The organism is Streptomyces hoynatensis, from assembly GCF_003626535.1.
GTDB classification, from domain to species: Bacteria; Actinomycetota; Actinomycetes; order Streptomycetales; family Streptomycetaceae; genus Streptomyces; species Streptomyces hoynatensis.
This window is the reverse complement of record NZ_RBAL01000010.1, coordinates 87,928-109,284: the sequence shown is the minus strand read 5'-3', so window position 1 is coordinate 109,284 and position 21,357 is coordinate 87,928. Positions and strand designations below refer to the sequence as shown.

Here is a 21,357-nt window from a genome sequence, read left to right as displayed (position 1 = left end):
CGAGGCGCCAGAGGGGGAGGCTCAGCCCGCCCGGTGGGCCGGCCTGACCACGTAGGTGGTGCCGGCGCGGGTGGGGAAGACCGTCAGCCCGCTCTCCGGCCGCTCCGCGTCCACCCGCCCGCCGTCGGCCGTCACCCGGACCGGCCCCGGGGTGCGCAGCCGGATCGGCGCCCCGCGCAGCGAGCGGATGGTGGCCTCTTGCAGGGCGCCCTCCCGCCAGCTGAGCGACACCTCGAAGGCGCCCCTGGCGCGCAGCCCGCTGACGCTGCCGTCGGGCAGCGCGTCGGGCAGCGCGGGCAGCAGCTGCACCTCGTCGGTGTGGCTCTGCAGCAGCCACTCGGTGACGCCGGAGACCGCGCCGAAGTTGCCGTCGATCTGGAAGGGCGGGTGCAGGTCGAAGAGGTTGGGCGCGGTGTGCTCCGGGGTGAGCTGGTCGGTCAGCAGCGTGTAGGAGCGGTTGCTCTCGTGCAGCCGGGCCCAGAAGTTGACCTTCCAGGCCAGGGACCAGCCGGTGCCGTCGTCGCCGCGCTGCTCCAGGGTCACCCGCGCCGCCCGGGCGAGTTCGGGGGTGTCCCGGTCGGTGATCTGGTTGCTCGGGTGGAGCCCGTACAGGTGGGAGATGTGCCGGTGGTCGGGCTCGGGAGCGGTGGCGTCCCAGTCCTGCTGCCACTCCTGCACCTGCCCCTGCGCGCCGATCTTCGTGGGCGCCAGCCGCTCGCGGAGGGCCAGCACCTCGGCGCGGAAGTCCTCGTCCACGCCGAGGAGTTCCGCGGCCTCGGCCACCACGCGGAACAGGTCGCGCAGGATCTGCTCGTCCATCGTCGGCCCGGCGCACACCGAGGCGTCCTCGTGGTGCTCGTGCTCGGGGGAATTGGAGGGATTGGTCACGAGGCAGCCGGTGGTGGGGTCCTCCACCAGCGAGTCCGCGAAGAACAGGGCGGCGCCCCTGAGCACCGGGTAGCGGCGGCGCAGCGCCTCCAGGTCCCCGGTGAAGAGGTAGTGCTCCCAGATGAACAGCGACACCCAGGCGCCGCCCGACACCCACATCCCGGACACCGGCTGGTTGATGGGCGCCGTGCCGCGCCAGCCGTCCGTGTTGTGGTGGCACACCCAGCCCCGCGCCCCGTACTGCAGCCTGGCCGTCTCCGCCCCGGCCACCGACAGCTCCTCCAGCATGGTGAACACCGGGTCCAGGCACTCCAGCAGGTTGGCGTGCCCGGTGAGCCAGTAGTTCATCTCGAAGTTGATGTTGAGGGTGTACTTGCACTCCCAGGAGGGACGCAGGTCGGGGTTCCAGATGCCCTGCAGGTTGGCGGGCTGGGTGCCCGGCCGGGAACAGGAGATCATCAGGTATCTGCCGAACTGATAGAACAGCGCGATCAGCTGCGGGTCGTCCCCGCCCTGGAAGGCCGCCACCCGCCGGTTCGTCGGGAGGTCCACCGCCTGCGTGGAGCCGAGGTCGAGGTCCACCCGGCCGAACAGCTCCCGGTAGTCGGCGATGTGCCGCTCCCGCAGCCGGGAGTAGGAGCGGCGGTCGAGGCCGGCCAGGGGGGCCACCGCCCTGGCGTTCTGATCCGCCGAGAGGTCCTGGTAGGTGACGTAGTTGGTGCCCACGGTGACGTAGAGGGTGACCGCGTCGGCGCCCGTCACCTCGACCACGCCGCTCGCGCTGCGGACCGTGCCCCCCTCGGCCCGCACGCCGGCCAGCGCACGGAACTTCACCCGGCCCGGCACCTCGTACACGGTCTCGGTGGTCGCGTCCAGGGCCACGCTCAGCGCGTCGGGCGAGGACAGGCTGCCCGCCTGCGGGGTCTCGAAGGTCGCGGAGAAGGCCACCGACCCCGGCCGGTCGGCCGTCAGGCGCAGCACGATCGCCTGGTCGGCCGCGCTGGCGAACACCTCCCGCGTGTGGGTGACGCCGTCGCGGGTGTACCGCACGGTGGTGACCGCGGTGGTGAGGTCCAGCTCCCGGCGGTAGTCCGTGGCCGCCCCTCCCGCGGGGAAGGCCAGCTTCAGGCTGCCCACCGGCTGGTAGGGGAGTTGCCGCACGGGGGTCGCCTCGAACTTCTCGGCGATGAGGTCCTGGGCGCCGATCCACTCGCCGTCGAAGACGCGGCGGCGGATCTCGGGAAGCGCGGCCAGCCCCTCGGGGTTCGCCGGGTCGTAGGGGCCGCCCGCCCACACGGTGTCCTCGTTGAGCTGGAGTTCCTCGCTCTCGACGCCGCCGTAGACCATGGCGCCGAGCCGGCCGTTGCCGATCGGGATGGCCTCCAGCCACTCGGCGGCCGGTGCGTCGTACCACAGGCGCAGGTCGTGCCCGGGCCGCTCCCCGGCACGCCCGGCCGGCGCCGTGGCCTCGGCGTCCGCCGGGCGCGCGGTGCCCGCCTGGGCCGGGGCCGCCTGCAGGGCGGTGGCGCCGGTGACCACGCCGCCCGCGGTGAGAGCGAGGAAGTTCCTTCGGTTGGTGGGCCAGGGGGTGGGCGGCATCGACGCCTCCGATCGCGGGCAGGCCAAAGTTCGTACGTAATTCCTCATACGTATGCTCGCTGAGGAACCTAAGAAGGGCCGCTCGCGGGTGTCAAGATCCGTGCGTCCGCTCGTTGCCCGCCCCTCGGCCCCGAACCCGCCGCGCGGCTTCCGGGCCCGTTCCGAACTCGCGGCCGGCGGCAAGGGGTTGGCCCGGCTCGGGACCCCTCCCGAGCCGCGTGGGGTAGGAAGGCGGGAAAGGACGGCCGGCGGCGGGCGCCGGGGAAGCGGGGAAGCGGCTGTGTGGGTGCAACGCGTGGGGAAGGGGGCCGGGTTGCTCGGCCTCGCCGTGCTGCTGGCCGCCTGCGGCTCGGGCAACCGGATCGAGTTCGGGGGCGAGCCGGGGGAGACGGGCCAGGGCGGCGCCGCGAACGCCGCGGAAGGGGAGAGCGGGGACGGGGGGAACGCGGGCGCCGCGACGGGCGGTTCCGGCCCCTCGCCGACTTCCGCGCCCCCCAGCGCCGCGAGCGCGGAGGAGCTGGGGGCCTGCTACCACAACTCCTGCGAGGTCACCGTCGCCGAGGACACCGACATCCCCCTCGACGGCTCCTGCGGGATCGAGACGCTTCAGGTGCGGCAGGTCGCCCAGGACGGCGTGGAGTTCTTCTCGGGCGACGAGAGCAACTACGTCTCCGCGACCGTGGGGCCGGGCTACGACGCCTACCTCAACGGCCTCCTGGTGCACGTCGCCGCGGTGCACGACGGCCTGGTGGACATCCGCCTGTCGCCCGGCGGTTGATCGCGCGCTACGGTGGCCGGATGCATACCGCGTGGGAGCCCTCGGACCTCGGCGTCCTGACGCTGCCCTCGGGCCGGCGGGTGCGGGGCCGCGGCCTGCGCCACCCGCTGCCGCCTGGCCCCGCCCCCGACTTCGGCGTCTACCTGCTCGGCAAGCCGCCGCCCGCCACCGGCTGGGAGTCCCGCTGGCTGTGCTGGCCCGACTTCCGGCTGCCCAGGGACCGGGCCCGCGCCCGCGAGCTGTTCGCCGAGGCCCTGTCCCGGTCGGGCGCCGAGCGCGTGGAGCTCGCCTGTGGGGGCGGCCGGGGCCGTACCGGCACCGCCCTGGCCTGCCTCGCGGTCCTCGACGGGGTGCCCCCGGCGCAGGCCGTGGCCTACGTCCGCGCCCACTACCACCCCAAGGCCGTAGAAACCCCCTGGCAGCGCCGCTACGTGCGGTCCTTCCCGCCCTCCGGCCCCGCCCCCGGCGCCCCCTGAGCCGCGCCACCCGACGGGCCGCCGCCACCCCGCCGCGGCCTCCGGCCGACCGCGGCTGACTGCGGCGGCTGACGACCGGGGCCCCGCCGGGCCGCGGTCAGGAGCGCGCGGCCCCGGCCGGGCGTGGCCCCACTCCGGCCTGGCCCCGGTTCGGCGCGGTGCCGCTTCGGCGCGCTCCGGCCGGTCCCGTGCCGCCGCCCGCCGCCGGCGTGCCTGCCCGCCGCCGAAGGCGCGCCCACCGGTCGTTCACCGGCGCGCCCGCCTGTCGCCCCCGGCCGCGCCCCTCCACGTCGGCGCCCTTCCGTTCCGGCGCCCTGCGCCCTCCGGCCCCTCTGCGCCCACCGGCCTGCCGCCGTGTCGCCTTCGCCTCCTTCGCCGCCCTCCCTTCCGGATCCTCACCGCCAACCCGCCCGTAATAGAGGGCAGTTGAGGCGGGGCCGCGCGGTGGGGTGGTCCGCCGGGTGGCATGGCGGCCGGTGCGCGCTGTGTGATTTACGAGACGTTGCGTTTCGTAAAAGCGCCGGCGCGCGTTACTCTTTACGAGACGCAACGGTTCGTAATAGGAAAGGCGCTCCCCATGCCTGTCTCCCTCGTCATCGGCGGTACCTCGGGCGTCGGCCTCGCCACCGCCAGGCAGTTGCTGGCCCGCGGCGACGACGTGCACCTCGCCGGGCGCGACGCCGCGCGGCTCGACGCGGCCCTCGCGGAGGTTCCCGGCGCCACCGGCCACCGGCTCGACGCCCAGGACGCCGAGGCGGTCCGGGCGCTCGTGGCCTCCCTCGCCCCCCTCGACCGGCTGGTGCTGACCCTCAGTGGCAGGCAGGGCCTCGGCGCCCTCGCCGAACTCGATCTGGGCGACCTCAGGCGGGCCTTCGACGGGAAGTTCTGGGCCCATCTGACGGCCGTGCAGGCCGCCCTGCCGCACCTGGCCGAGGCCGCGTCCGTCACCCTGGTCAGCGCGATCACCGCGCGGGTCGCCCTCCCGGGCACGGCCGGTGTCGCCTCCCTCAACGCCGCGGTCGAGGGCCTGGTCAAGCCGCTCGCCGCGGAGCTGGCCCCGATCCGGGTCAACGCCGTCTCCCCGGGCTACGTGGACACCCCCTGGTGGACGATGGCGGGCGAGGAGCGGGACGCGGCCTTCGCCGGGTTCGCCGCCGGCCTGCCCACCAGGCGGATAGCGACCGCGGACGACGTGGCCGAGGCCGTCGTGTTCGCCGCCACCAACCCCAACCTCACCGGCACCGTCATCGAGAGCGACGGCGGCGTGGGCCTCGTGGCCTGAGGCCCCGCCCGGCCCCCGGCCCCCCGGCCGGTGGCCTGGCCTCCCGGCCGGTGGCCCGGCCCGCCCGCCGCGCCCCGCCCGCGCCTGCCACCCCCTGGGGCCCGCCGGCCGCCCTCGCGGGCGCGGGGACGCCGGTCCGCCGGTTTTGCCCGCATCCGTGCCCTCACCCTTCCGGTTTGCTCAACTACCTTGCGTGTCTCTAGCGTTGCGCGGCGAGTGCGCACGGGACAGAGGGAGAGCGTCCCGTGACGGTGGGTGAGACAGGAGGGCCATGACATTCCAGGCAGGCGAGCTGACGCCGGACCGCTCAGCCCGGCACTTCTACGGGGCAGATCTGCGGCGGTACCGCGAGGCGCACCAGATGTCCCTGGGGCGGCTGGCGGGCGAGGTTCCGTGCAGCAAGAGCCACTTGGCCAGAATCGAGACGGCAGAGTCGATGCCGCCGCCCGGCCTCTCCGAGGAGTTCGACCGGGTGTTCAAGACCGACGGTCACTTCACCCGGCTCTACGAGCTGGCGCGCCGGGAGATCCATCCCGAGCAGTACCGGCGGCATCTGGAACTGGAGGCGCAGGCGACCGTCATCAGGTCCTACGCCGGGCTGCTCGTGCCCGGGCTCGTCCAGACCGCCGGGTACGCCGAGGCCCTCTTCCGGGCGACGATGCCGAAGGCCGAGGACGCGGAGGTGAAGCAGCTGGTCGAGGCCCGGCTGAGCCGGCAGATGCGGCTGCGCGAGCCGCAGCCGCCGGACTACTCGGTGATCCTCGACGAGGCCGCGCTGCGGCGCGCGGTCGGCGGGCCCGCCGTCATGCGGGCGCAGCTCGACGCGCTGCTCGACCTGGTGCACACGCGCCACACCGTCGTGCAGGTGCTGCCGTTCGAGCACGGGGAACACGGGCTGATGGGCGGGACGCTGACCCTGCTGAGCCTGGAGAGCGGCGCCACCTACGCCTACGAGGAGAGCATCGCCACGGGCACCCTCCTGGAGGACCCGGAGAAGGTCGGTGCCCGGCTGCGCGCCTACGACCTGCTGCGTTCCTACGCGCTGCCGCCGGGCGAGACGGCGGCGTTCCTCCGCGGGGTGCGCAAGGCCCTGCCCGCCGACGGCGCCCCCGCCTGACCCCCGGCGATGCCGTCCCGTGCTCCCGGCGATGCCGTCCCGTGCTCCCGGCGGCGGCGTCCCGCGCTCCCCGCGGGACGGCATCTTCGCCGGGCGGCCGGGTAGGAGCGCTGAGTGAACGCTCCAGCGCGCGGGGCACGATCGAGCGCCTCGGCTCGTGCCCTCGCGCTGGGGGCGAACGTCGTGCGCCCCTCGCCTCGGCGGCACCCCGGCAGCCGTCCGCCGCGCCTCGCGCACCTCCCTTCCCCTCCAGCGAGGGGCCGAAGTCTCCCGAAGGAGTCCCGATGAACGGCAACCCCGAGCCCGCGCGGGCGGAGTGGATCAAGTCAAGCCACAGCAACGGAGACGGCGGCGACTGCGTCGAATGGGCCCCGCGCGGCGCGGCGCGCGGCCGGGTCGCCGTCCGCGACTCCAAGGTCGCGGGCGGGCCGGTGCTCACCGTGTCCGCCGGCGCCTGGGCGGCGTTCGTGCGCGGCGTCACCCACTGAGGCGGCCCCCGGGGCCACGGCGGGGATCGGCCGGGGCGTGGGGACCGGCCGCGGCCCGTCCCGGGGCGGGCCACGGCCGCGGTCCCGCCCGCCGGAAAATTACTTGACGAAAGTCAAGGAACTGCCAGACTGCCCGCATGTCCTCCCACCTGACCGAACGCGCCGACGTCACCGCCTTCCGCCGTTTCAGCCGCTACTTCACCGCCCGCACGGGCGTTCTCTCGGACAGGTACCTCGGCCTGGCCAGGCCGCTCGGCCAGGCCAGGCTGCTGTTCGAGCTCGGAGAGGCCACCGGGCTCGGCGAGCTGCGCCGCAGGCTGGAGATCGACGCCGGGCAGCTCAGCCGCATGCTCGCCGCCCTCCAGGCCCAGCGCCTGGTCCGGCTCAGCCGCGATCCGGCGGACCGGCGCCGCCGCGTGGTGGAGCTGACGGCGCGCGGCCGCCGGGAGCGCGCCGAGCAGCAGCGCCGCGCCGACGAGGTGGCCGAGCGGCTGCTGTCCGCGCTTCCGCCGGAACAGCGCGCCGAGTTGACCGGCGCCCTGACGAAGGCGGAACGCCTGCTGCGGCTGGCCGTGATCGAGCTCCGCCCGCTCGACCCGGCCTCGGCGGAGGCGCGTTACTGCCTGACGGCCTACGCCACCGAGTTGGCCGCGCGTTTTCCCGAGGGCTTCGAGGTCTCCGACCTGCTGACGGCGGACCAGCTGTCGGCGGGCAGGGGGAGGTTCCTCGCGGCCTTCGAGGAGGAACGGCCGGTCGGCTGCGGGGCGGTGCGCACCCTTCAGCCCGGGGTCGCCGAGCTGCGGCACCTGTGGGTCGCCGCGCAGGCCAGGGGCGCCGGGCTGGGCAGGCGGCTGCTGCGGGCGCTTGAGGCCGAGGCCGCGGAGCTGGGCCACCACACGGTGCGGCTCGGCACCCACGAGGTGCTCGGGGAGGCCATCGGCCTCTACCGCAGGTGCGGTTACCGCGAGATCCCGCGCTACTCCGCCGACCCGCACAACCACCTGTGGTTCGAGCGGCCGCTCACCGGGCCGGGACCCTCCCCGGACCCCGCGGTCTACCGTCCGGCCCATGGACCTGCCACCGGCTGATCGCCGCCGTTTCCTCCTCGGCCTGGCCGCCCTCGTGCTCGTCGTCTGCTGTGCCCGGCAGGCCGTCGCCGCCCGCGAGCACGCGACGGCCCGGCAGGAGGCCCGCGGCGAGGAGTGCACGCTGCGGGTGGCGGGCCCGGCCGACGCGGCCGCGGCGCGCCCCGGGGACGTCGTCTGCTTCACCGGCGACCTGACCGGCCGGCGGCTCGTGCTCCGGCACGGCGGTGCGGCCGGGGCGCCCGTCACCTACGCCGGGCACGGCGCGGCCGTCGCGGGCCTCACCGTGGAGGCCGACCACGTCGTCGTCGAGGGCTTCCGCGCCGAACGGCCCGAGGCCCCGGGGATCGAACTCACCGGCGAGGACCTCACCCTGCGGGACAGCACCGTGATCCGGCCGCGGGGCGGCGACGGGGACGGCATCCGCTTCTTCGGCCGGGACCTGCGCATCCTCGGCAACACCGTGCGCGGCACGCGCAACGCGGGGGACCGGCACGCCGACTGCATGCAGACCTTCGCCGACGACACCCCGCCCAGCCGGGACGTGCTCATCGAGGGCAACCGCTGCGAGGACGTCGACAACATGTGCCTGATGGCCGAGGGCCCGAACGACGGCGAGGGCGACGGCCGCGGCACCACCGCCCGGATCACCGTCCGCGACAACTACTGCGAGACCCGCCTGGCCTCCCAGGCGCTGATGTTCGAGGACGTGCAGGAGGTCACCGTCACCGGGAACACCTTCCCCACCCCGCTCGATCACGCGATCGGGCTCGCCCTCCACTCCACCGGCGCGCACGTCGGCGAGAACCGGTACGACCCGGGCATCGGCTACGAGGTCGGCATCGACTCCTCCTCCCTGCCCGGGTACGAGGGGCCGCCGCCCGGGGGCGCGCCCTGAACGCCCCCGCACAACGGGCCGCGCAACGGGCCGCGTACCCGTGCCGCGCACCCGTGCCGTGCACCTGTGCCGCGCACCCGTGCCGTGCGCCGAGTCGTGCGCCGAGTCGTGCGGGGAGCCGGCCGGCGAGGCGCGGCGGGAGGCGTGGCGTAAGCCATGACGGGTAGGGGGCGCCGGTCTCCTGACACCGCATCTTCACGTCACGCGCGCGGCGTGCGCCTGGCGTGAAATCCCCACGTCAGCACGCCCGTTCGTGCTGGGCGCACGCACCGGGCGCACGTGACGGCGGCGCAGCTTCCCGATCGCCGGGTGCGGCCGTGCCCCGTGCAGTACTGTCCGCTGGGTCGAGAGTGTCGAGAGTGCGGACACGGCTGCGGACCGTATCGGGGATGCGTGGTGGCTAAGGACACGGTGAGCGTGGGCAGGCTCGTCGGGGGGCGGTACCGGATCGTCGAGGAGCCCCTGCACGGCGGGATGGGCGAGGTCTGGAAGGCGCGCGACGAGCGCCTCGACAGAACCGTGGCGCTCAAGCGCGCCCTCGACGCCGACAACCCCGAGGTGCTGGCGCAGCTGCGCCGCGAGGCCACGATCATGGCCTCGCTCGCCCACCCCCACACCGTGACCCTCTTCGACGTGGCCGGCGACCCGCCGAACGCCGGGCCGGCGGCTGCGGAGGCCGGGGAACCGGCGGCGGGGGAGCTTGCGGCGGCCGGGAAACCCGCCGCGGACGGGGAACCGGCGCCCGCCGGGCAGCGCTCCGCAGCCGACGGCCCGTCGGCGACCGCGGCCGAGTCGGCTGCTGCGGGGACAACGGGCGTTGAGCCGGGCACCGGACCCGAGTACTGGCTGGTCATGGAGTACGCGACCGGCGGCAGCCTGGCCCAACTGCTCAAGGAGAAGGGCAGGTTGCCGCCCGCCCGGGCGGCGGAGATCGGCGCCGCCATCGCCGGGGCCCTGGCCGCGGTGCACGACCGGGGCATCGTGCACGGCGACGTGAAGCCGGGGAACATCGTGATCACCGAGGGCGGCGTCCCGAAGCTCGCCGACTTCGGCACCGCCATCAGCCTCGACGGGCGGACCCTCACTCGCGGGCCCTCGGCGCGCACCCCCGGCTACGCCGCCCCCGAGGTGGAGAAGGGGCACGCCCCGCTGCCGGCCTCCGACATCTTCTCCCTGGGCGCGACCGTGCACGAGATGGTGCTCGGCAGGACGCCCTACGGCGACTCCACCGACGTGCGGCTGCAACGCTGGCGTGCCGCCCGCGGCTTCGTGCGCCGCGACAGCGACCTGGGCCCGCTCACCGGCACGGTCGCCGCCATGCTCGGCAGGGACCCGCGCCGGCGGCCGTCCGCCGCCACGGCGCAGCGGCTGCTGGCGCGGGACGGCCGCGGCGCGGGCCGGGCGGTCCGCCGGCGGGTGGCGGTCGCGGTCGCGCTGGCCGCCGCCCTCGGGCTCGGCGCCTGGCTCACCGCGGCCCGGGACGGCGGCGGGGGCCAGGTCGGCATCGCCGCGCCCGGCCCCTCCGCCTCCTCCGCCGCGCCCTCGTCGTCCGGCTCCTCCCCCGCCCCCGAGGGCACGCCGGGCGGGCCGCTGCTCGGCGACCCCGCGGAGGTGGACCCGTGCGGCCTCACCGATGCGGCGGCGTTCACCCGGTTCGGGGAGGCCGAACTCGACCCGGCCTACGGCGGGTTCGACCGCTGCGACGTGCTCGTGTACCCGGCGGGCCAGGACGTCGTGGTGGACGTGAAGGTCTTCTACGACGAGGAGGAGCTCTCCGCGGACATGGCCCCCGCCCGCACCGAGCGCGGCGTGGGCGTGGTGGAGCCGGAGCCCGAGGAGGACGCCTGCGAACGCGCCCTCGTGCCGCCGGGAACCGAGGGCTTCGTGCTGTGGATCGGCGCGGACTACGAGAGCGAGCCGGGCGACATGCCGCTGTGCGAGATGGCGGACGTGGCGGCGGACCTGGCCGTGGACGCCCTCGGGGACGCCGTGGCCGCCGGACGCGAACTGCCGCGGCGCGACCTGCCCGCCGGCTCCCTCGGGCGGCGCGACGCCTGCACCCTGCTCGACCCCGGGGCGCTCGCCGGCGCCGTGCCCGGGGTGGACGCCGCCGATCCGGACATCGGCTTCGGGAACTGGTCCTGCCGCTGGTCGAGCACCAGCGAGGAGACGGACGTCGAGCTGCGCTTCGACCAGGGCGTCCCGCCCGGCGGCGGCGACGGCCGGCTCACCAGGCTGCACGGCCACGAGGCGTACGTCAGCCCAAAGGACGAGGGCGAGGACACCTGCGTGGTCCGCGTGCCGTACCGCAGCTACCCGTGGCACGGGAGCACCAAGGCGGAGGTGGTGCAGCTCGTGGTCGAGGGCGAACGGCCGGTCGACGAGCTGTGCGAGATGGCCGGCGACCTGGCGGCGGCGGCCACGCTGGAGGCGTTCGGCTCCTGACCCGACCCGATCTGCCCCGGGCCGGGGAGGGTCCCGAACGGAGGGGCGCACCCTGGGGCCGGGAAGACCCGGAAGACAGGGGTCCCGAGGGACGAAGGAGTTGAGCACGCATGAGGCATCGCGACAGCCTGGCCGGCGGGGGCGCCGAGGGGCCGCCGGGGACGCTGCACGCCCTGTCCACCGCGGGGCGCATCGAGGTGCGGCCCGAGCACAACCGCGTGGTCAGGTTCGGCCGCAACGATCCGCGGGTCGACCCCGAGGTCCACCTGCGGGTCGGGCACGACGACATGCGGGTGAGCCGCAGGCACGGCGAACTCACCTACCGGCAGGGCCACTGGTGGCTGCGGAACCTCGGGCAGCAGCTGGTGCGGCTCCCGCAGGGCAGGATGCTGCACACCAGCACCGACCCCGTCCCGCTGGCCGGCGGGTACACGCCGCTGTTCGTCAAGGGCTCGGGGGACCGCGAGCACCTGGTCGAGCTGTATGTGACGGGCGAGGAGCCGCGCCGCGGGCAGCCCGCCCCCGGGGCCCCCACCATCCCGCCGAAACGCTGGGAGATCACCGAGGAGGAGCGCGTCCTGCTGGTGATCATCGGCCAGGAGTACCTGCGGTACGAGCCGGACCCGCGCCCGCGCGCCTACAAGGAGGCGGAGGCGGTGCTCGCCTACCTGCCGTTCCCCAGCTGGAACCGGCGCAAGATCGAGCGCAAGATGGGCGAGTTGCGCCGGCGCCTGGAACAGCAGGGCACCTTCCCCTACAAGCTGATGCGCGAGGACGAGGCGGGGCCCTGCGACAACAACCTCCTGCACAACCTCCTCAAGGGCCTGGTCGAGTCCACCACCCTGGTGCCCCCGGACCTCGCCCTCCTCGACGACGACCTGGACGCCTGACCCGCCCCCGCCCGCGGCCCGGATGCGCCACGCCGCCGCCCCGTGCGTACGGCGGCCCCGCCGCCCACGGCCCCACCGGGGCGGCGGGGCCGTGGGCCGGGCGGGCGTCAGCGGGTGAGCGCCTTGCGCTTGCCGCCGCTGATCGGGATCTTGCGGGCCTTGGCCTGCTCGGCCAGCGGGATGCGCAGGGTGAGGACGCCGGCGTCGTAGGCCGCGTCGATCCGCTCGCTGTCCAGCGTCTCGCCGAGGAACAGCTGGCGGCTGAACCTCCCGCGCGGGCGCTCGGTGGCGAGGGCCTGGCTGCCCTCGGGGGCGGGCGAGGTGCGCTCGGCCGTCACCGTCAGCACGTTCCGCTCCACGTCCACGTCGATGCTCTCCGGGTCCACGCCCGGCAGATCGAAGTGGACCACCACCTCCTCGCCCGACCGGTAGGCGTCCATCGGCATGCCCACCGGCGCGGACGCCGTCCCGAAGAGGCGGTCGGCGAGCCGGTCGAACTCCCGGAATGGGTCCCGGAACGGGTCGGTACGCATGAGCATCGCGGTCATCTCCCTCCGTCTGCGACCTGTGACGAGATGCTCGTTGCTTCTTTATATACACCGCCCCATGAAAGTTGACAAGCCAAGGCTCATGTTCGTCGTATGTGCAGGTCAGAGCCCTGCTTCTGCGGCGTTTCTCCGGCGTGGTGGCGCGCGCGTACCGGACGCGCAGGGGGCGTCGCGCACAGGGAACCCCATGGGGTGAAGCGCTGAAGGCGCGGTTCGCCAGGCGCGGGTACGGCCCGACCTCGGGCGCGGGCCCGCGCGGCGGCCTGCCGCGCTCAGGCGGTGGGCTTCGACCCGGCGCCGGGGGGCGCGGCGGTGCCGGGGGCGAGGAGGTCGACGTCGGTGGCCGCCTTGGCCAGCAGCTCGACCATGGCCGCCTGGGCGCGGGGGGCGTCCTGGGCGTGGACCGCGTCGAGCACCGCGCGGTGGCTGGGGGCGGGGTCGTCGGCCGCCGGGTGGGAGTGGACCAGTCGGTCGCGTTCGCGCAGCCCCGGTTCGAGCAGCAGCTCCAGGCGGTCCAGGAGTTCGTTGCCCGTGGCGGCCAGCAGGGCGCGGTGGAAGGCGGCGTCCGCCTCGGCCGCCGCCGCCCAGTCGCCGCCCGCCTCCTCCATCGCGGCCAAGGCGGCGTCGAGGGCCGCCAGGTCGGACTCGGTGCGGCGCAGCGCGGCCCGGTGGGCGGCGGCCGGCTCGATGATGGCGCGGACCTCGGCGAGGTCGCGCATCAGCTGCTCCGACTCGCCGCCCTCGGCGCGCCAGCGGATCACGTCGGGGTCCAGGAGGTTCCAGGCGGCCCTGGGGCGGACGAACGTGCCGCGCTTCTGCCTGGCGTCGATCAGCCCCTTGCCCGCGAGCACCTTCAGCGACTCCCGCAACACGGTGAGGCTGACGTCCAGTTCCCGGCCGAGGGCCCGCACGTCGAGGGTGTCGCCCTCCGCGTACGCGCCGCGGACGATGCGTTCCCCCAGGTGGTGCACGACCTGCCCGTGCACCCCGCGGTTCGAGTAGGGCGCCATCCCGGCCCCCCTTCCCCGGCCTCTTTCGGCCTTGCGGCCTGTTCACGGCCTCTTCCGGGCCCCTCGCGTGCCCCTCATCCTAGCCTGTCCATTATTTATGAATACATCTTGACAGCCCGGGGTGCCGCCCCGACGATGAACCCACCGCCGACCGAGCCGCCCGACCGCCGCCGAACCGCCGCCGAACCGCAGGGAGCCGCTCATGCCGACCGCGCGAGGACGGGTCCCCCTCCCGCCCCTGACCGGCCACCTGGCGATGGGCGGCCCCGCCGGCGCCGCCGGGACGGTGGAGGTGGACAGCGTGAAGCTCTCCCGCGACGGGCGCCCCTGGCTGCCGGTGATGGGCGAGTTCCACTTCAGCCGCTACCGGGCGGCGGACTGGCGCGAGGAGCTGCTGAAGATGCGGGCCGGCGGCCTGGACACCGTCGCCACCTACCTGTTCTGGAACCAGCACGAGGAGTGCCGCGGCGTCCACCGCTTCGACGGCGACCTGGACGTGCGGCGCTTCCTGCTGCTGTGCCACGAACTCGGCCTGGCCGCCGTGGCCCGCATCGGGCCCTGGGCGCACGGCGAGTGCCGCAACGGCGGCTTCCCCGACTGGCTCGCGGAGACCGGCTGCCGCCCGCGCACCGACGATCCCGCCTACCTGGCGCTGGTCCGCCCCTACTACGCGCGCATCGCCCACGAACTGCGCGGCCTGTCCTGCCAGGAGGGCGGGCCGCTGGTGGCCGTGCAGATCGAGAACGAGCTCTACGACCAGCCGGGCCACCTGGCCACGCTGCGCCGGCTGGCCCAGGAGGCGGGGCTGCGGGCCCCGCTGTGGACCGCCACCGCCTGGGGCAACGCGCAGCTGCCCAGGGACGTGCTGCTGCCGCTGTACGGCGGCTACCCGGAGGCGTTCTGGGCGGACGCCTCGGCGGGCTGGGCCCGGGAGATGCGGCGGCACTACTTCTTCACGCCGATCCGCGACGACCACGCCATCGGCGCCGACCTGCGCGACGCCACGCCCGCGGGCAGCGGGCCCGACGACGCCCGCCACCCCTTCGCCACCTGCGAACTCGGCGGCGGCATGGCCATCGCCTACCACCGCCGCCCCCTCGTGCCGGCCGCCGACGTGGCCGCGCTGGCGCTGACCAAGCTGGGCAGCGGCTCGGTGTGGCAGGGCTACTACCTGTACCACGGCTGCTCGCAGCGGCAGGGGCTCCGGCTGCCCAACCAGGAGTCCCACGCGACCGGTTACCCCAACGACCTGCCGCGCGTGACCTACGACTTCCAGGCCCCGCTCGGGGAGTTCGGCCAGGTGCGGCCCTCCTTCGCGGCGCTGCGCGCCCAGCACCTCTTCCTGCGGGAGTGGGGCGGCGAGCTGGCCACCCTGCCCTCCGCCCTGCCCGAGGAGCGGCCCGCCGGCCTGGACGACCGCGAGACGCTGCGCTGGGCGGTGCGCTCCGGCGGCGAGCGGGCGTTCGTCTTCGTCAACAACCACCAGCCGCACGAGCCGCTGCCCGACCACCACGGCGTGCGGTTCACCGTGGAGTTGCCCGGCCGGACGGTGACCTTCCCGGCGGCCCCGGTGACCGTGCCCACCGGCGCCCACTTCGTGTGGCCGGTCGGCCTGGACCTGGGCGGGGGCGTCAGGCTCGACTGGGCGAGCGCGCAGCCGGTGACCCGGCTGACGGTGGACGGCCTGCCGCTGACCGTGCTCGGCGCCACCGCCGGGATCACCCCGCAACTCGGCTTCCCCGCCGGCACCCGCCTCCGCCTGCCCGAGGGCGGCCTGGCGCGGCGGGAGGAGACGCCGGACGGCACGGTGGTGACCGTCACGGAACCCGGCACCGGCGCGCTGTTCGACGTCGCAGGGCCCGGCGGCCGGGCCAGGCTGCTGGTGCTCGCCGCCGCGCAGGTCCCGCTGGTCCAGCGGCTGCGCGCCGGCGGCGCGGACAGCCTGGTGCTCTGCGCCGGCCTGCTCGTCGAGGACGCCCCCGGGGCGGGCCAAGGCGGCGGCGAGCCGGGGGAGGTGCGGGTCCACACCGAGGCCGCCGAGGTCGAACTCCGCTTCCTGCCCGCCCCGGCGGCGCCGGCCGCCTTCGGCCCCGCCACCCTCGAACCCGGCGGCGCCGACGGCGCGTTCACCCGGTTCACGCTCCGGGCGCCCGCCGCCCCCGGCGCCCCGCGCGTGGCGTGCCTGCGCGAGCGGGCGCGTGCGGCCCCGGCGCGCACCGGCGGCCCGGCGGGCCGCGCCTCGGCGCCCACGGACGCCGACTTCGCGCACGCCGCCGTCCACCACGTCACCCTGCCCCCCGACACCTTCGCCGCCGAGGGCGAGGCGTTGCTGCGCGTCCGCTACACCGGCGACGCCGCCCGCGCCTATGTGGCGGGCCGGCTGGTCGCCGACCACTTCTGGTACGGCCCCGACTGGGAGATCGGCCTGCGGGCGCACGCCGAGGAGGCGCTTGTGCACGGGGTGGAGCTGCGGGTGCTGCCGCTGGCGGCCGGGAGCGAGGTGTACGTCGACCCCTCGGCGCGGGCGGGCCTCGACGCGGCCCGCACCACGGCCCGCGTGGACCGGGTCTCCCTCCATCCCCTGCACCGGCTCCGGCTCCGCCTGGGCCACCCCGCGCCGCGGGACGGCGCCGCCCACCGGCCCCCGCCCACCGGCCGCCCCGCTCACCGTTCACCGTCCGCAGCCGACTGAAAGGCCCCCGCACCGTGCCCACCCCGCTGCCCGGCCACCTGCCCGACAAGCTGACCATCTCGCTGTGGGACTTCACCTGGTACACCCGCAGCGGGCCAGGCGAGCCCTTCGCCGACCTGGACCTGGCCTTCGCCGAGGCCGTGGACCGCGGCTACAACACGGTCCGGATCTGCGCGATGCCGTTCCTCCTCTTCGGCTCGGGCCTCGACACCACCCGGCTGCGGCTCGGGCCGCTCGGCGGCGCCTACGGGCAGCGGGTCCGCTGGTACGACGTGGCCGGGAACACGGAGATCGACGGGCGCGCCCGGCTGCTCGCCCTGTTCGAGGCGGCGCGGCGGCACGACTGCTTCGTCATCCTCTCCAGCTGGGAGTACCAGCAGAGCCCCTCCTTCTGCCGGGACCGCGACTGGTTCGACGCGCTGACGGCGGTGGCGCCCGAGCGCAGGCCGGAGGCGCTGGCCGAGGCGCTCGCCGACCTCGTCGACTTCCTCGCCGCCCACGGCGGCCTCCACGACCGGATCGCCTTCACCGAGTTGCACAACGAGGTCCAGGCGGGCCACCTCGCCGACGGGCTGCCGGGCGAGGACCCGGTGGTGGAGCTCGGCCCGCGCCTGGCGCGCGGCGTGGCGCGCTTCAAGGAGCGCCACCCCGACCTGCCCGTGACCGTCAACTACGCCGGGGTACCCGTGGGTTCGCTGCGCGGCATCCCGGCGGGCGTGGATGTCGCGGTCTTCCACCCGTACGTCTACGGCGTGCTGGACGAGCTCATCGGCACCTTTGCGCTGCGGGACGAGGAGCGGCTCTTCCCGCAGGAGGAGGCCCGCCGGGCGCTGCTGCGGCCGGGCGCCCCCGACCTGGCGGACTGGGCGCCGCCCGAGGCCGAACGCCGGCGGCTCGCGGCCACGATCGTGGGGCCGCGCGAGGTGTACGTCCACGACTGGTGCGACCCGGCGAAGTGGGACGCCTGGCTGTACGCGCGCTACGGCGCGCACCGGGTGGCGATGGAGCAGCGGCTGCACGAGTGGATCGCGGCGGCGGCCGACTGGGCCCTGGGGGCCGGGGTGCCGCTGGTCTTCGGGGAGGGCTGGATCGGGTACACGCCGCGGTTCGGCACCTTCGAGGAGGGGCCGGTGGGCGCGGAGTTCTGCCGGCGCGCGGTGGCGGAGAGCGCACGCGTGGGGGCGCGCGGGACCCTGGTGTGCTCCAACGCGGCGCCGCACCACGCGATGTGGGGAGATGTGGCGCTCCAGCGGGAGTGCAACGCCCTCTTCCGCGGCTGAGGCTCGCGCCCCGGCGCCCGCGCTCCCGGCGCCCGCGCCCCCACCCCTCGCGCGCCCCCGCACCCGCCTCCCGGGACTCGCCGCCCGGGACCGGCCGCCCGGCGCCGGCCGGTCAGCGCAGGGTGGTGCCCGGGGGCGTGTGCAGCAGGGGCAGTTCGTCGCGGTGGGGGAGTCCCTCCCAGTCGCCCGAGGTCGCCACGGCGAACGCGCCGCAGGTGGTGGCCCGCGCCAGCCGCTCCGCGGGCCCGAGCCCGTCGAGCAGCCCCGACAGGTACCCGGCGCAGAAGGCGTCCCCGGCGCCCACCACGTCCCGCACCGGCACGGCCGGGGCCGCGGCGTGCACCCCGCCGGGCGCCTCCCGCGCGTACCGGTCCGCGCCCCGGCCGCCCCGGGTGATCAGGACCTCGCGCACCCCGGAGCCGAGCAGGGAGGCGACCTGCTCCTCCTCGGCCGCCGCCTCCGGACCGGCGACGAGCGGCAGTTCGTCCTCCGAGGCGATCAGCACGTCCACGTGGGGCAGCAGGGGCCGCAGCGCGGCGGCGGCCGCCTCGGCCGGCCACAGCCGGGTGCGGTGGTTGACGTCGAGGACGACGGTCCAGCCGTGGGCGTGGCCGTGCCGTGCCGCCTCGCGCACGCAGGCGAGCGGGCCCTCGCCCAGCGCCGCGGTGATCCCCGTCAGGTGCAGCATCCTGGCCCCGGCGGCCAGGGCGGGCGCCAGGTCCTCCGGCCGCTGCCTGGAGGCGGCCGAGCCCGCCCGCCAGTAGTGCACCCTGGCGAGGTCGGCCACCCGGGCCTCCCGCAGCATCGCCCCCGTCGGCGCCCCGGGGTCGAGGGTGGCGTGCGCGACGTCCACCCCCTCGCCCCGCAGGGCCCGCAGCGCCACCCGCCCCGGCTCGTCCGCGCCGAGGCGCCCGGCCCAGCGCGCGCGGTGGCCGAGCCGGGCCAGGCCCACCGCGACGTTCGCCTCGGCGCCGGCGAGCGTCAGCCTGGCCCCGCCGCCCACCGCGAGCGGCCCCTCGGCCTGCACGGACAGCATGACCTCGCCGAAGGTGAGCACGTCCACGCCCGCCGGGCCGCTCACCGCGCGCCTCCCGCCGCGCAGGCCGCCCTGAGGGCGCGGGCGCGCTCGCGCAGCGCGGCCAGGTCGCCGCCTTCTGCGGCGTCGCCGAGCAGCGGGCCGCCCACCCCGACGGCCACCGCGCCGGCCGCCAGGTAGTCCGGCGCCGAGGCGGCGTCCACGCCGCCCACCGGGACGAGGGGCAGCCCGGGGAAGGGGTCGCGCAGCGCCCTGACGTAGCCGGGGCCCACCGCCGAGGCGGGGAACAGCTTGACGGCCGTGGCCCCGGCCGCGCGGGCCGCCACCACCTCCGTCGGCGTCAACGCGCCCGCGAGCACGGGGAGTTCGGCCTCCACGGCCGCGGTCACGCCCGCGCAGAGGGCGGGGGTGACGATCCACTCCGCGCCGGCCTCGCGGGCCCGCAGCAGGTCCTCGCGGGTGAGGACGGTGCCCGCGCCCACCCGCGCCGCGCCGGCCGTCTCGCGGACGGCGTCGGCGATCACCCGGCAGGCGTCCGCGGTGGTCAGCGAGACCTCGATCAGGCCGATGCCCTCCTCGGCGAGCGCGAGCACGGCCCGCAGCGCGGCCGCGGCGTCCCGGCCGCGGACCACGGCGGCCAGCCGCTCCTCGCGCAGCCGCGTCTCGAAGGCGGTGATGTCCATGGTGCCCTTCCGTTGCCTTCCCAGGTCCTCGCCCTGGCCGGTTCCTGCCTTTCCCGCTACGCGCCGGGTCCTTGCCCCGCCCGGTCCCTGCCCGCTCCTCACCACTCCGCGAAGGAGCCGTCGGGGTGCCGCCAGATCGGCCCGCGCCAGTCCGGCTCGCGGCCGTCCGCCTGCCGCACGGCCCGCTCGTCCACCTCCACCCCGAGCCCGGGGCCGGTGGGGCGGCGGAAGTGCCCCTCGTGGAAGCGGAACACCTCGCGGTCCACCACGTAGTCCAGCAGTTCCGCGCCGGTGTGGTAGTGGATGCCGATGCTCTGCTCCTGGATGAGGAAGTTCGGCGTGGCGAAGGCGATTTGCAGGCTCGCGGCCAGCGCCACCGGGCCGAGCGGGCAGTGCGGCGCCAGGGGCACGTCGAAGGTCTCGGCGAGCGCGGCGATGCGGCGCACCTCCGAGATGCCGCCCGCGTGCGAGAGGTCGGGTTGCAGGACGGCGATCCCGGCCTGGAGCGCGGGCAGCACCTCCGTGCGCGAGTAGAGCCGCTCGCCCGTGGCCAGCGGCACCGGCGAGGCGGAGACGAGCCCGCCGAGCAGCGGGGTGTACTCCGGCAGCAGCGGTTCCTCCGCGAACAGCGGGTTGGTGGGCGCGAGCAGCGGCAGCACCTTCCGGGCGTTCGCGAGGGCGAACCTGCCGTGGAAGTCGACGGCGAAGTCGCGGTCGGGCCCCAGGGCCTCGCGGGCGGCCTCGGCGCGGCCGACGACCAGGTTCAGGTCGGTGACGGTGGCCAGGCGGTTCATCCGGCCGCTCGCGTTCATCTTCACCGCGGTGAAACCTGCCTCCACCTGGGCGCGGATCGCGTCGGCCACCTCGCCAGGCTCGTCCCCGCCCACCCAGCAGTAGGCGCGCACCCGCTCCCGCACCGGGCCGCCGAGCAGGACGTGCACGGGCACGCCGAGCGCCTTGCCCGCGAGGTCCCACAGCGCCTGGTCGAGCCCGGCGACGGCGCTGGAGAGCACCGGGCCGCCGCGGTAGAAGGAGCCCTTGGTCATCAGCTGCCAGTGGTCCTCGATGCGCAACGGGTCCTTGCCCACGAGCAGTTCGGCCAGCTCGTGCACGGCGGTGCGGACGGTGGCGGCGCGGCCCTCGACGACGGGCTCGCCCCAGCCGACGAGGCCCTCGTCGGTCTCCACCCGGCACAGCAGCCAGCGCGGCGGCACGGAGAAGGTCTCGACACGGGTGATCTTCACGACGGATTGCTCCAGGCTCGACGGGCGCGGTGCGCGGGCCGCGAGGGGCGGATGCGCAGGGGGGCGTGCGGAACGCGGGGCAGGGGCGCGGAGGGCGGGGGGTGCGCCGTTTCCCGGGCGCGGGCGCCGGTCACGAGCTGGTCTTCAGCACGCTCCAGCCGCCGTCCACGACGAGGGAGGCGCCGGTGACGTACGAGGCGTCCTCGTGCAGCAGGAAGGCGATCGCCCGGGCCACCTCCTCCGGGCGGCCGAGGCGGCGGGCCGCGGTCTGGAGGGCGCTCTTGCGGCGGTCCTCCTCGCCGATCCCGTCCCAGGCGGGGGTGAGCACCGGCCCCGGGAGAATCGCGTTCACCCGCACCTCGGGCCCGTACTCCACCGCCAACTGCCTGGCCAGGCCGGTGAGTCCGGCCTTGGCCGCGGCGTAGGCCGGGCGGCCTGGCAGGCCCACGAGGGCGTGCACCGAGGAGACGAGGACGGCGCTGCCGCCGGTGGCGCGCAACCCGGGCAGGCAGGCGCGGAAGCCGAGGAACGCGCCGGTGAGGCCCACGTCGAGCTGCCGGTTCCAGTCGGGCAGCGGGGTGCGGTCCGCGGCGGCGAGGGTGACGGTGGTGGCGTTGGAGACCAGGCCGGAGACCGGGCCGAAGCGCGCGGTCGCGGCCTCGGCGGCCCGCTGCCACTGCCGTTCGTCGGAGACGTCGCAGTGCGCGAAGGCGGCCTCGCCGCCGTCCCGCCCGATCGCCTCGGCCACCGCCTCGCCGCCCGCGTCGTCCACGTCCGTGACCAGCACGCCCGCGCCCTCGGCCGCGAGCCACCGCGCGGTGGCGGCGCCGATGCCCGAGGCGGCCCCGGTGACGAGGATGCAGCGGCCTTCGAACCTGGCCTGGGCGAGGGGCGGCAGAGCGGGCACGGGGACCTCCA

Annotated in this window: 18 protein-coding genes; 11 read left to right on the top strand and 7 right to left on the bottom strand. The window is 76.0% G+C overall.

Annotated features, from left to right (window positions below; genetic code table 11):
• Window positions 1-21: 21 nt before the first annotated feature.
• The gene (locus D7294_RS18335) at window positions 22-2,487 is read right to left on the bottom strand and encodes a glycosyl hydrolase family 95 catalytic domain-containing protein (RefSeq protein ID WP_120681077.1); all 2,466 of its coding nucleotides are present in this window, start codon (window positions 2,485-2,487) and stop codon (window positions 22-24) included.
• 280 nt (window positions 2,488-2,767) lie between these two features.
• Between D7294_RS18335 and D7294_RS18330 the strand changes: the two genes are divergently transcribed.
• From D7294_RS18330 to D7294_RS18290, 9 genes are all read left to right on the top strand, one after another.
• The gene (locus D7294_RS18330) at window positions 2,768-3,265 is read left to right on the top strand and encodes a hypothetical protein (protein ID WP_147450860.1); all 498 of its coding nucleotides are present in this window, start codon (window positions 2,768-2,770) and stop codon (window positions 3,263-3,265) included.
• A gap of 20 nt (window positions 3,266-3,285) precedes the next feature.
• Window positions 3,286-3,741 carry a protein-tyrosine phosphatase family protein gene (locus tag D7294_RS18325; RefSeq protein ID WP_120681073.1) on the top strand — a complete coding sequence of 152 codons (456 nt, stop codon included), beginning with the start codon at window positions 3,286-3,288 and terminating at the stop codon, window positions 3,739-3,741.
• Window positions 3,742-4,318: 577 nt separating this feature from the next.
• Complete coding sequence (locus D7294_RS18320) at window positions 4,319-5,023, top strand: SDR family oxidoreductase (protein ID WP_120681071.1); 705 nt, start codon at window positions 4,319-4,321, stop codon at window positions 5,021-5,023.
• A gap of 271 nt (window positions 5,024-5,294) precedes the next feature.
• Complete coding sequence (locus tag D7294_RS18315; RefSeq protein WP_120681069.1) at window positions 5,295-6,140, top strand: helix-turn-helix domain-containing protein; 846 nt, start codon at window positions 5,295-5,297, stop codon at window positions 6,138-6,140.
• Window positions 6,141-6,424: 284 nt separating this feature from the next.
• A complete protein-coding gene (locus tag D7294_RS18310; RefSeq protein ID WP_120681067.1) occupies window positions 6,425-6,628 on the top strand; it encodes a DUF397 domain-containing protein in 204 nt (67 codons plus the stop codon).
• Between the two features lie 137 nt (window positions 6,629-6,765).
• Window positions 6,766-7,716 carry a bifunctional helix-turn-helix transcriptional regulator/GNAT family N-acetyltransferase gene (locus D7294_RS18305; RefSeq protein WP_120681065.1) on the top strand — a complete coding sequence of 317 codons (951 nt, stop codon included), beginning with the start codon at window positions 6,766-6,768 and terminating at the stop codon, window positions 7,714-7,716.
• A complete protein-coding gene (locus tag D7294_RS18300) occupies window positions 7,697-8,611 on the top strand; it encodes a right-handed parallel beta-helix repeat-containing protein (protein ID WP_194117755.1) in 915 nt (304 codons plus the stop codon). Before D7294_RS18305 ends, D7294_RS18300 begins: the two co-directional genes overlap by 20 nt.
• Window positions 8,612-9,007: 396 nt before the next feature.
• Window positions 9,008-11,056: a serine/threonine-protein kinase gene (locus D7294_RS18295; RefSeq protein ID WP_147450859.1), complete on the top strand. Its 2,049-nt coding sequence runs from the start codon at window positions 9,008-9,010 to the stop codon at window positions 11,054-11,056.
• Between the two features lie 110 nt (window positions 11,057-11,166).
• Window positions 11,167-11,946 carry an FHA domain-containing protein gene (locus tag D7294_RS18290; RefSeq protein ID WP_120681061.1) on the top strand — a complete coding sequence of 260 codons (780 nt, stop codon included), beginning with the start codon at window positions 11,167-11,169 and terminating at the stop codon, window positions 11,944-11,946.
• A 107-nt stretch (window positions 11,947-12,053) separates the two neighbouring features.
• On the opposite strand, the gene D7294_RS18285 is transcribed toward D7294_RS18290, so the two are convergent.
• Together D7294_RS18285 and D7294_RS18280 are read right to left on the bottom strand one after the other, a co-directional pair.
• Window positions 12,054-12,485, bottom strand: a complete 432-nt coding sequence (locus D7294_RS18285) for an Hsp20/alpha crystallin family protein (protein ID WP_120681310.1) — start codon at window positions 12,483-12,485, stop codon at window positions 12,054-12,056.
• Window positions 12,486-12,766: 281 nt separating this feature from the next.
• Window positions 12,767-13,504, bottom strand: coding sequence for a FadR/GntR family transcriptional regulator (locus D7294_RS18280; RefSeq protein ID WP_120681059.1), 738 nt, complete (start codon window positions 13,502-13,504; stop codon window positions 12,767-12,769).
• A 202-nt stretch (window positions 13,505-13,706) separates the two neighbouring features.
• On the opposite strand from D7294_RS18280, the gene D7294_RS18275 reads away from it, so the two are divergent.
• Window positions 13,707-16,196, top strand: a complete 2,490-nt coding sequence (locus D7294_RS18275) for a beta-galactosidase (protein ID WP_120681057.1) — start codon at window positions 13,707-13,709, stop codon at window positions 16,194-16,196.
• A 14-nt stretch (window positions 16,197-16,210) separates the two neighbouring features.
• Complete coding sequence (locus D7294_RS18270; RefSeq protein WP_120681055.1) at window positions 16,211-17,476, top strand: cellulase-like family protein; 1,266 nt, start codon at window positions 16,211-16,213, stop codon at window positions 17,474-17,476.
• A 112-nt stretch (window positions 17,477-17,588) separates the two neighbouring features.
• Here the strand turns inward: D7294_RS18270 and D7294_RS18265 are convergent, their stop codons facing one another.
• The 4 genes from D7294_RS18265 to D7294_RS18250 form a co-directional block, all read right to left on the bottom strand.
• Window positions 17,589-18,557, bottom strand: coding sequence for a sugar kinase (locus tag D7294_RS18265; protein ID WP_422070715.1), 969 nt, complete (start codon window positions 18,555-18,557; stop codon window positions 17,589-17,591).
• The gene (locus D7294_RS18260; RefSeq protein ID WP_120681053.1) at window positions 18,554-19,195 is read right to left on the bottom strand and encodes a bifunctional 4-hydroxy-2-oxoglutarate aldolase/2-dehydro-3-deoxy-phosphogluconate aldolase; all 642 of its coding nucleotides are present in this window, start codon (window positions 19,193-19,195) and stop codon (window positions 18,554-18,556) included. The genes D7294_RS18265 and D7294_RS18260 overlap by 4 nt, the downstream gene beginning before the upstream one ends.
• Before the next feature lie 98 nt (window positions 19,196-19,293).
• Window positions 19,294-20,439, bottom strand: a complete 1,146-nt coding sequence (dgoD, locus tag D7294_RS18255; protein ID WP_120681051.1) for a galactonate dehydratase — start codon at window positions 20,437-20,439, stop codon at window positions 19,294-19,296.
• A gap of 130 nt (window positions 20,440-20,569) precedes the next feature.
• Complete coding sequence (locus D7294_RS18250; RefSeq protein WP_241562453.1) at window positions 20,570-21,346, bottom strand: SDR family NAD(P)-dependent oxidoreductase; 777 nt, start codon at window positions 21,344-21,346, stop codon at window positions 20,570-20,572.
• Between the last annotated feature and the right edge of the window lie 11 nt (window positions 21,347-21,357).